Source organism: Cryobacterium flavum, from assembly GCF_900103805.1.
Lineage (GTDB): Bacteria > Actinomycetota > Actinomycetes > Actinomycetales > Microbacteriaceae > Cryobacterium > Cryobacterium flavum.
Genome location: NZ_FNIB01000002.1, coordinates 136272 through 148974 on the forward strand (window position 1 = coordinate 136272; position 12703 = coordinate 148974).

Below are 12703 nucleotides of genomic sequence, written 5' to 3' on the forward strand. Positions count from 1 at the left end.
TGCACCGGCGTGAAGCGAGGAACCACCATGAAGCCGAACGACACGGACCGTCTCGATGCAGCGGGAGCCGCGCGCTTGCTCGAGGCCGGCGCCGTCGCGAGCGCCCGGGCCGACGGCGCTGTCGACCGTCGGGTATTGGCCCGGACGCAGTGCGGTATCGCGGCTGCGATGTTAATCTACATCAGCGCATTCCTGCTGCTGTTCGGCAACCAGACGCAGGAGGCTGTGTCGGGAGCAGCATCTGGCGGCTATGCCTACGCCAACGTCTTACTCATTCCCTTTCTCGTACTCACGCAGCTGGTCATGGGAGTGCGCGATCGGGTGCGCGTTCTGCGCGCGCATCGGCCTTCCCTCGTCTTCACCCTGATTGGGCTGATTCCGTTCCTCGCTCTTGCCGTGCTGAGTGTTTTCGGCGTGAGCTATCCATGGGGCTTCAACCTCGTCGCTGCCGCCGCACCGGCCGTTCCAATGGTCTGGTTGGGCCTGAAATCGGCCCGCCGGGCGGACCCGCCAGCTACGACGGTCGCACACACCGAACCGGGCCGGCCCGCCCGGATCATGACCGCGAGTCTCGGCCTCTATCTCGGACTCACCGGCATGCTCGCGGCCTTCAACGGGTTCGCTCTCACCGGTCTCGGCCTCATCACCGTGTTGATCGTGCTGCTCGCCCTGTTCTCGTCCCGCTGGGGACTGCCCAGCCTCGGAGCCGCGTGGAGCACCCGCGAATGGACCGCCTACGCCCTCTCGTTCACCCTGCTGGTCACCCTGGCCGTCGTGCTCGCCCGCACCCCGTGGAACACGCCGCTGGTCGGCGTGGTCGGAGGAATGCCCGTGGCCGCGCCGCTGGTGGTCGCGGCCGTTCGCGGCGCACGGTCATGACCGAGCGGCGCCATCCGCGGCATGGGCTCGACGACGCGCTGCTGACCCCCCTGCGCTTCTCGCTCATGGCCGCGCTCGGGCCTGAAGCCGAGATCGACTTCGCGACGCTGCGTCAGTTGCTCGAGACCGACGATTCGGCGCTCAGCAAGGCCATCGCGACCCTTAGGGCGGCGGGCTATGTTGGCGTGCGCAAGGGATACGTGGCCAACCGTCCGCGCACCTGGCTTCGGGCGACCCTAAGTGGCCGGGCAGCCATGCGCGTGCACGTCAGCGCCCTGCAGGCCATCGCCGGCGGGCTGACTACTTCGGCTGCATCCGAATCGCCCCGTCAAGACGGATAGTTTCTCCATTGAGCATGGGATTCTCGATGATATGCCGCACCAGGAAAGCAAACTCAGTCGGGTCACCGAGCCGGGAGGGATGCGGCACCTGGGCGCCGAGGGAGTCCCGCACCGGCTGCGGCAGCCCCTGCAGCATGGGGGTGTCGAAGATGCCGGGTGCAATCGACATCACCCGAATCAGGCTCTGCGCGAATTCGCGAGCCAGCGGCAGGGTCATCGCTGCGACGCCGCCCTTGGACGCGGCATAGGCAGCCTGCCCGATCTGACCGTCGAATGCGGCGACGGAGGCCGTGTTCACGATGACGCCGCGTTCAGCGCCGCCCTGACGGTCCTGGTTGCCCGCGGGTTCGGTGCGTTGCATTGCGGCGGCGGCCAAGCGCACGACGTTGAAGGTACCGACGAGGTTGATGCGGATGGCCCGCTCAAAGTCCTCGAGCGGCAGTGGGCCGTCGCGGCCGACCGTGCGAGCGCCGGGCGCAATGCCGGCACAGTTGATCACGATGCGCAGCGGCCCGTGCACCACTGCGGCGTCGACGGCACTCTGCACGTCGCCCGCGCTCGTGACGTCGCCAGCTACGAACTGGGCGCGGTCGCCCAGGGAGGCCGCGATTTGTTCGCCGGGCGCGCCCGGCAGATCGAGCAGCACCACGAAGGCTCCGGCCTCGTGCAGCGTGCGAACGCAGGCCAAGCCGAGGCCGGAGGCGCCTCCGGTAATGAGGGCGGAGCATCCGTCAATCTGCATTAGAGCCTTTCCATCAAAGGTGTGACAATCGCGAAATCGCGCATTAGAGCCGCTCAATCAGGGTGGCATTGGCCATGCCGCCGCCCTCGCACATGGCCTGCAGGCCCCAACGACCGCCGGTCATTTCGAGGTGGTTGAGCAGGGTGCCAAGCAGTCGGGTGCCCGAGGAACCGAGCGCGTGGCCGAGGGCGATGGCACCGCCGCGCGGGTTGAGGCAGTCGGGATCAGCACCAGTCTCGCGCAGCCAGGCCAGCGGCACGCTCGCGAACGCCTCGTTGATCTCGTAGGCGTCGATGTCGTCGATGCCGAGGCCAGCCCGCGCGAGGATGCGCTGGGTCGCCGGAATCACGCCGGTCAGCATGAGCATCGGATCGCTTCCCACAACGGTGAAGCTATGGAAGCGGGCGCGGGGGTTCAGGCCGAGCTGCGCGGCCCGCTTGGCGCTCATAATCAGGGTCGCCGAGGCGCCGTCGGTGAGCGGGGACGAGTTGCCGGCCGTGACATGCCAGCCAAGCTTCGGAAACCGGGCGGCGAGCGCGTCGGTGCGATAGGCGGGGCGCAGGCCGGCGAGCCTGGCGTGCGAGGTGCCGGGGCGGATGGTTTCGTCCTCGCTGAAGACGCTGCCGTCTGGCCGGGTGACGGCCACGATTTCGCCACCGAAGTCGCCTCGTTCGGCGGCCGCTGCGGCGAGCCGGTGCGAGCGGGCCGCGTAGTTGTCGAGGGCGTCGCGGCCGAGATTCCATTTCTGGTTGATGAGCTCTGCGGACACTCCCTGGTTGACCAGGCCGTCGGGGTAACGCTCGTGCATGAGGGTGCCGAACGGGTCCTGTCCGCCAGCCGTGGAACCGAGCGGCACCCGGCTCATCGATTCAACGCCGCAGGCGATGACGACGTCGGCGTTGCCGCTCATCACGGCCTGGGCGGCAAAGGTGGCGGCCTGCTGGCTGGACCCGCACTGGCGGTCGATGGTGGTGCCGGGTACGGTGTGCGGAAATCCGGCGCTGAGCAGGGCGGTGCGGGTCACGTTGTTCCCCTGTTCTCCGGCCTGGCTGACGCAGCCGCCGATGACGTCGTCGATCAGTGCCGGGTCGAGGTTGTTACGGTTGACCAGTTCGTGCAGCACGGTGGCCAGGAGGTCGGCCGGATGGATGCCGTCGAGGGCTCCCCCGGGCTTACCCCGGCCCGAGGGGGTGCGCAGAACGTCGATGATGACAGCCTCATTGCTCATGACCCCAGCCTAGGCCCGCTCGGCGGGCGCGTGCCCACCGGCCGGTGAGCGGATGCCCGCCGAGCGTTACCCGGACAGCGCCCACATCGCGACGGCGCTCGCTGCGGCGACGTTGAGCGAGTCGATGCCGTGCTTCATCGGAATCTGCACGACGCTGTCCGACGCGGCGAGCGCATCGGGCGTGAGCCCCTCCCCCTCGGCGCCGAGCAGCAGGGCCAGGCGCTCGTGGCTGGTGCCGTCGAAGTCGCGCAGGCTGACCGCATCGGGCGTCAGCGCGAGGGCGGCCACGTGAAAGCCGTGCCGGGTGAGCAGAGCGCGGGTGTCGGTCCAGTCCCCGACGCGGGTCCACGGCACCTGCAGCACCGTGCCCATCGACACGCGAATGGCGCGGCGGTAGAACGGGTCGGAGCAGCGCGGTGTGACCAGAATTGCATCCGCTCCAATGGCACCGGCCGAGCGGAAGATGGCGCCGACGTTGGTCGGGTCCGAGACGTTTTCGAGGATCACGATGCGGCGCGCACCGGCTAGCAGGGTGTCGGCGCTGGGCAGCGCGGGCCGGTTCATCGACGCGATCAGGCCGCGATGCAGAATGTACCCGGTGAGGTCGGCGAGCATTTCTCCTGGGCCGACGAACACCGGAACCTCGGCCGCGTAGTCGCCGAGCACCGCGAGTGCTTCATCAGCCGTATTGCCGAGCGCCAGCACCGACCGCGGAATGTGACCTGCGCGCAGCGCGCGCTCAAGCACAAGGGCCGATTCGGCGATGTAGAGGCCGTGCTCGGTGCCGCGGGCCTTCTTGAGCGCGACATCAGTGAAGTGGGCGTAGTCGACAAGTCGCGGGTCGCTCAGGTCGTCGATCGCGATCAGGGGCATCCGCAAAGTCTAGTGAAAGGCAGAACTCCCGCAGGCCGAAGCCTGCGGGAGTTCTGCTGCACGTGCGGCTCGGATTACTTTGTGGCCACCGTCTGCACGGCGAGCGCGAGGGTACCGTCGGCGAGACTGCCCCAGGCGTAGACGATCGTGTTGGTTCTCTTGGCGATGACCACATCGGCCGGGCCGATGAGCGCTGCGGTCGTTCCGGCAGCGGCAACCGCAGCCGAGATGGTGCCGACCGGCAGCACGAGCACTGACTCGTTCGGATTGGTCAGACCGGTGATGGCCGGGGCGCCGTTGGCCAGCACGTCCACGGCGGGTGCGGCCGCGACGTGACGAACCGTGAGCCGACCCTGGCCGGCGCCGGGCGCCGAGGTGTCGTTGGTGAACAGGGCAGCGGTCGGAACTCCGGCCTCACTCAGGTGGGCGACAGCCGTGTAGTTCATACCGGACGCAACCACGAGATCGACCGGGCCGATCACCGGAGCGCTCGCGTCGGGGGCATCCGCTGCGGTGATGGCGAGGGTGTAGCTGCCGGCCGGAATTCGGAACGTCTTCGTAAGGGTGCCGGGTTCGAAGTCGTCGATGACCTTGGTGTTGTCGACGTAGACGTCGACCATGACGCCCGGAATGGCGTGCAGCACCGAAACGGATGCCGGCGCTGCGGCCCGCGTGCGCACCGTCTGCACGAACAATGCGAGGTTGCTGTCGGCGAGACTCCCCCAGGCATAGACGATGGTGTTGGTGCGCGGGGCGATCGTGACGTCGGCCGGGCCGAGCAGCGGCGCGGTGGTTCCGGCGGCGGCAACGACGGCGCTGATTGAGCCGACCGGCAGGTCGAGCACGGCCTGCGACGGGTTGGTCAGGCCGGCGACGGCGACCGCGCCGTTCGCGAGCACGTCAACGGCGGGTGCGGCCGCAACGTGCCGCACTGTCAGGCGACCCTGCCCGGGCGCCAGCGGCGTGGTGTCGTCGTTGAACAAGGTGGCGGTGGGGAGGCCGGCGTCACTCAGGTGGGCCACGGCCGTGAAGCTTCGATTGGCCGTGACCGTCACGGTGGTTGAACCACTGATCGCAATCGCGGGCAGCGGAACGCCGTTCGCGCCCACGCCCACCTCGAGCGGGTTCGACGCGGAGATGTCGACGGTGTGGGTGCCGGCCGCGATCTTCAGCGGGCCGAGCAGGGTTCCCGGCATGAAGTCGTCGACGACGACGCGGCCGTCGACCGAGATGTCGAGGGTCAGCCCGGGAATGGCGTGCAGCACCGAGACGGATGCCGTACCCGGCGAAGCGGATGCTGCCGGCACGGCCGCCTGCGCCGGCGCGAGCCCGGCGAGGGCGACGAGAAGGCCGGCGGAGATTCCGACGGCGAGGGACTTGCGCATTGCTACCTCCAGTGGGTCGTTACGGAAGGCGGCTGTGCCTTCCTGGTAACAACTTCTCCGGCCGGGCGCGTTTCGGATGCATCGGCAGCAAGTATTTCGCAATCAGAGTCTGTGCAGCGCTCCGCGCACGATCGAGTCACCGGAGTGGGCCGGGTCGCCGTCGGCGGGTTCGGCCGACACGTCGACCAGCGGGTACTGGGTGAGGTCGACGCTCGCCGGGATGGTGAAGCGGCCGGTGGAACCGTCGAGGAAACCGATGCTGACCAGGCTGGAGGCATCCGCTTTGAGCAGCCAGACCTCGCGCAGGCCCGAGCCCGGGATGGCTGCCGCGTCGAGGTCGACCACAACCGAGCGGCGGCCGTCGGCGGCCTGCTCGACCCGGGCCGAGCCGCTCGCGGTCCAGCCGGGCAGGGCGTCCAGGGCTGCTTCGGCCACGACCTGCTCGGGCGGCGGGCCGGTGGTACTCGCGACACCGATGGCGATGCCGCCGACCAGGCCGATCACGCCGGCGGCCGCCGCGAACGGCACCCAGCGGCGGCGGGGCAGCGGGCGAACCGGTGCTGGCGCGCTCAACGATTCGGGCGTCGATTCGACCGGCAGGGACGCGACGACCGGCGAAGCGGATGCGCGGGGCGGGGGCGCAGCATCCATCAACTCAGGGGTGCTCGCGAACGACGGCGGTCTGCGCACAGTATCGCTCAGCCCGAGCTCGGCATGGATCCCCGCCCAGACACCCGCCGGCGGCGTGAGCAGCGGATCGGACCCGGCGGCACGACCGAGTTGCACGACCTGCCGCAGGGCGAGGTACTCCTCCGCGCACTCGGCGCAGGCAGCGAGGTGGGCACGCTCGCCGGCGCTGGCGCCCTGTTCGGCCAGAGCGAGCAGGTGCAGGTCGTCCGCGGCAATGTGGGCGCCATCAATAGGAGTCATCGGACACCTCCAGCCGGGTGCGGAGGCGGGTCAGGCTGCGCCGCATGTGGCTCTTGACCGTGCCGAGCGGCAGCCCGAGACTGTCGGCGATCTGCACCTGGGTGAGATCGTCGAAAAAGGCCAGGCGCATCACCTGCCGTGGCACCGGTTCAAGCCGGTCGATTTCGTCGCCGACCAGCACCCGGTTGACCACGCTCACGCTGTCGTCGACCCGATGGGCGGGGATGGTCGCCGCGATGGACTCTTCTAGCCGTCGCTGTCGGCTACGGGCCTCGTGGGTGTCGGCGACCACATGCCTCGTGATTCCGATCAACCAGGCCGGCAGGCGGGAACGGGCCGGGTCGAACCCGGATCGCCCCCGCCAGGCGGCAATGAACACCTTCTGGGTGACGTCCTCGGCGTCAGCCGCATTGGCGAGGGAGCGCACGGCGATCGTGAAGACCAGGGGCGACCAGCGCGCGTAAGCCGCAGCGAGGGCACGCTCATCACCGTCCTGAAAGGCGCGGGCCAGAGCCGCGTCATCGTCGGTGGGTGCGCTCACGTGAGTGTGGGTCCTTCGGGCCGAAACACGAACCGGGCAGGGGCGCTTCGGCCGGACACTCCGGGTGTCAACCTCCGCGCGCACCAGCATAGTGAGTTTCCTTCGACTCGGTTGCGGTACCCGCTCGAGCAAAGGGGCCACAGCAGCAAACCCGACGTCGCTTGCTGTGGCCCTTCCCGGGGCGGGAAACCACTTACTCCTCTATTTCTCTCCTCGAGGGCGAAACGGATGCACCCTGCCGCAGCTCACGGCTCTACGGCGTCGGCGTGAGCGTGTACTTCGTCGAGAGATACTCCTGGATTCCCTCGAGCCCGCCCTCGCGGCCGAGGCCGGACTGCTTGACGCCGCCGAACGGTGCGGCGGCGTTGGAGACGACACCGGTGTTCAGGCCCATCATGCCGGTCTGTAGCTTCTCGATCAAGCGCTGGCCGCGCGCGAGATCGGTCGTGAACACATAGCTGATCAAGCCGAACTCGGTGTCGTTGGCGAGGCGCACGGCATCCGCTTCGTCGGTGAACGTGCTGATTGCCAGCACAGGGCCGAAGATTTCGTCGCGCAGAATATCGCTGCCGGCCTTGACGTCGGTCAGTACCGTGGGCGCATAGAAGGTTCCCTCGCGCTCGATGGCGGCGCCGCCGGTAAGCAGGGTCGCGCCACGGGTGAGGGCGTCTTGCACCAGGGAATCGGCCTTGGCGACGGCTTTGCCATCGATCAGCGGGCCGATGGTAATGCCGGCCTCTGTGCCACGGCCGATCTGGAACGCTTCAACGCGTTCGGTGATGCGGCGGGCGAATTCGGCGGCGACGGACTCGTGCACGATGAAGCGGTTGGCAGCTGTGCAGGCCTGGCCGATGTTGCGGAACTTGGCGATGAGCGCGCCATCGACGGCCTTGTCGAGGTCGGCGTCGGCGAAGACGACGAACGGTGCATTGCCGCCGAGCTCCATCGAGGTGCGCAGCACGTTCTCGGCGGAGAGCTTGATCAGCGACTTGCCGACCGCGGTCGACCCGGTGAAGCTGAGCTTGCGAAGGCGCGGGTCGGCGATGATCGGTTCGGACACCGCGCCGGACTGCGACGTCGTGATGACGTTAACGACGCCCGCGGGTAGGCCAGCCTCTTCGAGCAGGGCCACGAAGTGCAGGGTGGTTAGCGGGGTGAGCGCGGCCGGCTTGACGACGACGGTACAGCCGGCGGCGAGCGCCGGGGCAATTTTGCGCGTCGCCATGGCGAGCGGAAAGTTCCACGGGGTGATCAGAAAGCACGGGCCCACCGGATGCTGGGTGACGATCATACGACCGGTGCCCTCGGGGTTGGTGCCGTAGCGGCCGCTGATGCGCACCGCTTCTTCGCTGAACCAGCGCAGGAATTCGCCGCCGTAGGCGACCTCGCCGAGCGCCTCGGGCAGCGGCTTGCCCATTTCGATGGTCATGAGCAGCGCGAACTCCTGCTTGCGTTCCTGCAGCAGGTCGAAGGCGCGGCGCAGAATTTCACCCCGCACCCGGGCCGGCGTCGCAGCCCAGTCGGCCTGGGCGGCGTCGGCGGCGTCGAGGGCTGCAGTGCCGTCGGCCACACTCGCGTCGGCGATGGTCTTGATGACGCGGCCGGTGGCCGGGTCGGTGACATTGAGGGTGCGGCCGCCGGTGGCGGCGACCCACTTGCCGTTGATGTAGAGCTGGTTCGGGACGCGAGCGAGCAGCTCGGATTCGTTCGTTGGCGCTTCGGTAACAACCGTCATTGCATCTCCCAATACTTTGTCTGCCCGTCTATCTGACGGTAATAGCCTAGCTGCGCCCACCAACAGGGGCGCTGAGCGCTTGTGGTTCAGCTCAACATCACGGAAACGATCATGCTGGCGTGGTGCGCGGCCACGCTACGCGCGAACCTTAGGGCCGGCTTGTCGACCGGCGCACGGTTGGGGCGTAACGGCGCACCCTCACGCTGAAGAAGGGGTTGCATCTTTCGACTGATCGTATATGATTTCAAATACACACGTAGCGCAGCGAGAGGACATCACATGCAGAACCCCGCACCATTCACCGGCACCCCCGGCAAGGTGATCGCCCTGCACCTCAACTATCCCTCCCGCATTGCCCAGCGCGGCCGCACGCCGGAACAGCCGTCATACTTCCTGAAGCCCGGCAGCTCGGTGAGCGCCTCCGGCACCCCGATCGAACGCCCGGCCGGCACCGAACTGCTCGCCTTCGAGGGCGAGATCGCCCTGATCATCGGCCACAGCATCCGTCGGGTAACCCCGGAGCAGGGCTGGGCGGCCGTCTCCGGCGTCACCGCCGCCAACGATTTCGGCGTCTACGACCTGCGCTACGCCGACAAGGGCTCAAATCTGAAGTCCAAGGGCGGCGACGGCTTCACCCCGCTCGGCCCGACCGTGATCAACGCCACAGACATTCAACCGGATGCCCTCCGGGTGCGCACGTGGGTCAATGGCGCGTTGGTGCAGAACGACACCACGGCGCACCTGGCCTTCGGGTTCGGCCGTCTGGTCGCCGACCTCTCCCAGCTGATGACCCTCGAACCGGGCGATGTGATTCTCACCGGAACCCCCGCCGGTTCCTCCGTCGTGCAGCCTGGCGACGTGGTCGAGGTCGAAGTGGATGCCCCCACCGCGCCCGGCGCGCCCAGCACCGGGCGACTGGTCACGCCCGTCGTCGCCGGCTCGATCGCCATGGCCGAATACGGTGCCGGCCCGAAGATCGACGATCTGCAACGGGCCGAGGCGTGGGGATCGGCCAAAGCGGCCGGACTGCCCACGAAGACACTTCTGACCGACGAGCTCAAAGCGAAAATCAACTCGGTCGGCACGGCCACGCTCAGCTCCCAGCTGCGCAAGCGCGGCCTGAACAACGTCTCAATCGACGGGCTCCAGTCCACTCGGCCGAGCGTGCGCCTGGTCGGTCTCGCTCGCACCCTGCGGTTCATTCCCAACCGGGAGGATCTCTTCATCTCGCATGGCGGCGGCTACAACGCGCAAAAGCGCGCCTTCGACTCCCTCCGCCCCGACGATGTGCTCGTGATCGAGGCCCGCGGCGAGACCGGCACCGGCACCGTCGGCGACATCCTCGCCCTCCGCGCCCAGGTGAACGGCGCGGCCGGCCTGGTGACGGACGGCGGGGTGCGCGACGTCGCCGCCGTCACCGCCCTGAAAATGCCCACCTACTTCGCCAACGCGCATCCTGCCGTTCTCGGCCGCAAGCATGTGCCGTGGGACACCGACCTCACCATCGCCTGCGGCGGCGCGGCCGTGCAGCCGGGCGATGTGATCGTCGGCGACGCCGACGGCATCCTGGTGATTCCGCCGCACCTGATCGAGGAGGTCGTCGCCGACGCGATCGAGCAGGAGCGCGAGGAAACCTTCATCGCCGAGATGGTCGCCGCCGGCGAGGGCGTCGACGGGCTGTACCCGATGAACGCGAAGTGGAAGGGACGGTACCAGCAATGGCTGCAGTAACAGCGCCGTCGGTCAGCAAGTCGCAACTCGCCTATCAGTGGGTCAAGGCGCGCATCTCCGACGGAACGTTCACGCCGGGCTACCGTTTAGTCCTGGGCGCAATCGGCAGGGAGCTCGGCGTGAGCGTCGTACCGGTGCGCGAGGCAATCCGTCGCCTCGAAGCGGAGGGACTGGTCACCTTCGAGCGCAACGTCGGCGCGCAGGTCGCCATGCTCGAGGAGACCGAATATCTCTACACGATGCAGACCCTGAGTGTCGTCGAGGGCGTCGCGACCGCGCTGTCGGCACCGTTCATCACGGCCGCCGACATCGAACGCGCCCGCTCGGTCAACCAGGCCATGGCCGCCTCCCTCGAAGACTTGAACCCACACCGGTTCACCGAACTGAACCTCGACTTTCACTCGATCCTGTTTGAGAACTGCCCGAACCCGCACATCCTCGATCTCGTGCACCGCGGGTGGAACCGCATGAAAGTGCTGCGCGACTCGACCTTCAGCTTTGTGCCCGGCCGCGCCCGCGACTCCGTGTCGGAGCACGAAAACCTGCTGCAGCTGATCGAATCGGGCTCCGACGCGCTCACGCTCGAGCTGGCCGCGCGCGCCCACCGCACCGGCACACTGGATGCCTTCCTCACGTACCAGAAATCGCATCACCCCCACACACCATCCGAACCGTCCCCGAGAAAGAGAGCCTGACTATGACGCAGACGTCTGTCCAGACCACGCACTACGTCCCCGCCGACCTGCCCACCAGCATCCGTCATTTCATCGGTGGAGAATTCGTCGACAGTGTCGGAGGCGAAACCTTCGACGTGCTCGACCCGGTGTCGAACCAGACTTACGCCACCGCCGCCGCCGGCCAGCAGGCCGACATTGCGCGAGCCGTCGCCGCAGCGAAAGATGCCTTCGACAACGGCCCCTGGCCGCGCATGCTGCCCCGCGCCCGCGCCCGCGTGCTGCACGCGATCGCCGACGCCGTCGAGGCGCAGGACGCCCGGCTCGCCGAGCTGGAGACCTTCGACACCGGACTGCCGATCACCCAGGCACTCGGCCAGGCCCAGCGCGCGGCCGAGAACTTTCGCTTCTTCGCCGACCTGATCGTGGCGCAGGTCGACGACACCTACAAGGTGCCGGGCCGGCAGATCAACTACGTCAACCGCAAGCCGGTCGGTGTCGCCGGGCTGATCACCCCGTGGAACACCCCGTTCATGCTGGAGAGCTGGAAGCTCGCCCCCGCGCTCGCCTCCGGCTGCACCGTCGTGCTGAAACCGGCCGAATTCACCCCACTGTCAGCGAGCCTCTGGGCCGAGATCTTTCGCACCGCCGGCGTGCCCGACGGGGTTTTCAACCTGGTCAACGGCATCGGTGAGGAGGCCGGCGATGCGCTGGTCAAGCATCCTGATGTGCCGCTCATCTCTTTCACCGGCGAGACCACGACCGGCCAGACCATCTACCGCAACTGCGCCGCGAACCTCAAGGGCATATCGATGGAACTCGGCGGCAAGTCGCCCGCCGTCGTCTTCGCCGACGCCGACCTCGACGCCGCGATCGACTCGACCCTGTTCGGCGTGTTCTCCCTCAACGGCGAGCGTTGCACCGCGTCGAGCCGCATTCTGGTCGAACGCTCCATCTACGACGACTTCTGCGCCCGCTACGCCGCCCGCGCGCAGAGCATCGTGGTCGGCGACCCGCACGACCCGAAAACCGAGGTCGGCGCGCTCGTACACCCCGACCACTACGCCAAGGTCATGAGCTACGTCGAAATCGGCAAAACCGAGGGTCTACTGCTCGCCGGCGGCGGCCGCCCGGAAGGCCTAACGGAGGGCAACTATGTCTCCCCCACGGTCTTCGCGGATGTCGCCCCCACCGCCCGCATCTTTCAGGAAGAGATCTTCGGCCCGGTTGTTGCCATCACTCCCTTTGAAACGGATGCCGAAGCGCTCGCCCTGGCCAACGGTGTGAAGTACGGGCTGGCTGCGTACATCTGGACCACGAACCTCGTTCGCGCCCACAACTTCGCCCAGGCGGTCGATGCCGGCATGGTCTGGTTGAACTCGCACAACGTGCGGGACCTGCGCACCCCGTTCGGCGGCGTCAAGGCCTCCGGCCTCGGGCACGAGGGCGGCTACCGGTCGATCGATTTCTACACCGACTCGCAGGCCGTGCACATAACACTCGCCCCCGTGCACACGCCCCGCTTCGGCGGCAACTAGTCCCTCACCACCCGGGGACGGGGCCCGGGCCCCGTCCTCGGGCCCAGTTTATAAACTGGGCCCGCGTTCATAAGGTGGGCCCGGCCGCAGGACCCGCGCTGGCGGT

The 12703-nt window shown here is 68.0% G+C and carries 11 protein-coding genes and 2 pseudogenes; 5 read left to right on the forward strand and 8 right to left on the reverse strand.

The genetic code is table 11. From position 1 onward, the window contains the following. The first annotated feature begins 27 nt into the window (after positions 1-27). Both BLS91_RS02910 and BLS91_RS02915 read left to right on the forward strand, forming a co-directional pair. Complete coding sequence (locus BLS91_RS02910) at positions 28-879, forward strand: hypothetical protein (protein ID WP_092339059.1); 852 nt, start codon at positions 28-30, stop codon at positions 877-879. Beyond that, complete coding sequence (locus BLS91_RS02915) at positions 876-1220, forward strand: transcriptional regulator (protein ID WP_092339061.1); 345 nt, start codon at positions 876-878, stop codon at positions 1218-1220. The genes BLS91_RS02910 and BLS91_RS02915 overlap by 4 nt, the downstream gene beginning before the upstream one ends. On the opposite strand, the gene BLS91_RS02920 is transcribed toward BLS91_RS02915, so the two are convergent. The 8 genes and pseudogenes from BLS91_RS02920 to BLS91_RS02955 form a co-directional block, all read right to left on the reverse strand. Then, on the reverse strand, positions 1180-1962 hold the full coding sequence (locus tag BLS91_RS02920; RefSeq protein ID WP_092339063.1) for a 3-hydroxyacyl-CoA dehydrogenase: 783 nt from the start codon (positions 1960-1962) through the stop codon (positions 1180-1182). The two genes, BLS91_RS02915 and BLS91_RS02920, sit on opposite strands and share 41 nt — an antisense overlap. A 43-nt stretch (positions 1963-2005) precedes the next feature. Further along, positions 2006-3190 (reverse strand): thiolase family protein, encoded by a 1185-nt coding sequence (locus tag BLS91_RS02925; protein ID WP_092339065.1) that lies wholly within the window; start codon positions 3188-3190, stop codon positions 2006-2008. Positions 3191-3256: 66 nt separating this feature from the next. Continuing rightward, positions 3257-4063, reverse strand: a complete 807-nt coding sequence (locus tag BLS91_RS02930) for a TrmH family RNA methyltransferase (RefSeq protein ID WP_092339067.1) — start codon at positions 4061-4063, stop codon at positions 3257-3259. Positions 4064-4149: 86 nt separating this feature from the next. Next, a pseudogene (locus tag BLS91_RS21295) lies at positions 4150-4758 on the reverse strand (DUF4397 domain-containing protein); the annotation flags it as partial. A 213-nt stretch (positions 4759-4971) separates the two neighbouring features. Further along, positions 4972-5448, reverse strand: a pseudogene (locus BLS91_RS21300) (DUF4397 domain-containing protein); the annotation flags it as partial. A 102-nt stretch (positions 5449-5550) separates the two neighbouring features. Next, complete coding sequence (locus BLS91_RS02945) at positions 5551-6378, reverse strand: anti-sigma factor (RefSeq protein WP_092339069.1); 828 nt, start codon at positions 6376-6378, stop codon at positions 5551-5553. Continuing rightward, the gene (locus BLS91_RS02950; protein WP_233197362.1) at positions 6365-6919 is read right to left on the reverse strand and encodes an RNA polymerase sigma factor; all 555 of its coding nucleotides are present in this window, start codon (positions 6917-6919) and stop codon (positions 6365-6367) included. The genes BLS91_RS02945 and BLS91_RS02950 overlap by 14 nt, the downstream gene beginning before the upstream one ends. A 253-nt stretch (positions 6920-7172) precedes the next feature. Then, a complete protein-coding gene (locus tag BLS91_RS02955) occupies positions 7173-8654 on the reverse strand; it encodes an NAD-dependent succinate-semialdehyde dehydrogenase (protein ID WP_092339073.1) in 1482 nt (493 codons plus the stop codon). Between the two features lie 279 nt (positions 8655-8933). On the opposite strand from BLS91_RS02955, the gene BLS91_RS02960 reads away from it, so the two are divergent. The 3 genes from BLS91_RS02960 to hpaE are packed head-to-tail and all read left to right on the forward strand — an operon-like array spanning position 8934 to position 12597. After that, entirely contained in the window at positions 8934-10385 is a 1452-nt protein-coding gene (locus BLS91_RS02960; RefSeq protein ID WP_092339075.1) for a fumarylacetoacetate hydrolase family protein, read from the forward strand. Continuing rightward, positions 10373-11080 carry a GntR family transcriptional regulator gene (locus BLS91_RS02965; protein WP_092339077.1) on the forward strand — a complete coding sequence of 236 codons (708 nt, stop codon included), beginning with the start codon at positions 10373-10375 and terminating at the stop codon, positions 11078-11080. Before BLS91_RS02960 ends, BLS91_RS02965 begins: the two co-directional genes overlap by 13 nt. A 2-nt stretch (positions 11081-11082) precedes the next feature. Next, the gene (hpaE, locus tag BLS91_RS02970) at positions 11083-12597 is read left to right on the forward strand and encodes a 5-carboxymethyl-2-hydroxymuconate semialdehyde dehydrogenase (RefSeq protein ID WP_092339079.1); all 1515 of its coding nucleotides are present in this window, start codon (positions 11083-11085) and stop codon (positions 12595-12597) included. Positions 12598-12703: the final 106 nt, after the last annotated feature.

What these genes read in the sequence shown, in the direction of transcription:
- BLS91_RS02910 (WP_092339059.1), top strand. Translation starts at nt 28, where the DNA reads ATGAAGCCGAACGACACGGACCGTCTCGATGCAGCGGGAGCCGCGCGC.
- BLS91_RS02915 (WP_092339061.1), top strand. Translation starts at nt 876, where the DNA reads ATGACCGAGCGGCGCCATCCGCGGCATGGGCTCGACGACGCGCTGCTG.
- BLS91_RS02920 (WP_092339063.1), bottom strand. Translation starts at nt 1,962, where the DNA reads ATGCAGATTGACGGATGCTCCGCCCTCATTACCGGAGGCGCCTCCGGC.
- BLS91_RS02925 (WP_092339065.1), bottom strand. Translation starts at nt 3,190, where the DNA reads ATGAGCAATGAGGCTGTCATCATCGACGTTCTGCGCACCCCCTCGGGC.
- BLS91_RS02930 (WP_092339067.1), bottom strand. Translation starts at nt 4,063, where the DNA reads ATGCCCCTGATCGCGATCGACGACCTGAGCGACCCGCGACTTGTCGAC.
- BLS91_RS02945 (WP_092339069.1), bottom strand. Translation starts at nt 6,378, where the DNA reads ATGACTCCTATTGATGGCGCCCACATTGCCGCGGACGACCTGCACCTG.
- BLS91_RS02955 (WP_092339073.1), bottom strand. Translation starts at nt 8,654, where the DNA reads ATGACGGTTGTTACCGAAGCGCCAACGAACGAATCCGAGCTGCTCGCT.
- BLS91_RS02960 (WP_092339075.1), top strand. Translation starts at nt 8,934, where the DNA reads ATGCAGAACCCCGCACCATTCACCGGCACCCCCGGCAAGGTGATCGCC.
- BLS91_RS02965 (WP_092339077.1), top strand. Translation starts at nt 10,373, where the DNA reads ATGGCTGCAGTAACAGCGCCGTCGGTCAGCAAGTCGCAACTCGCCTAT.
- hpaE (WP_092339079.1), top strand. Translation starts at nt 11,083, where the DNA reads ATGACGCAGACGTCTGTCCAGACCACGCACTACGTCCCCGCCGACCTG.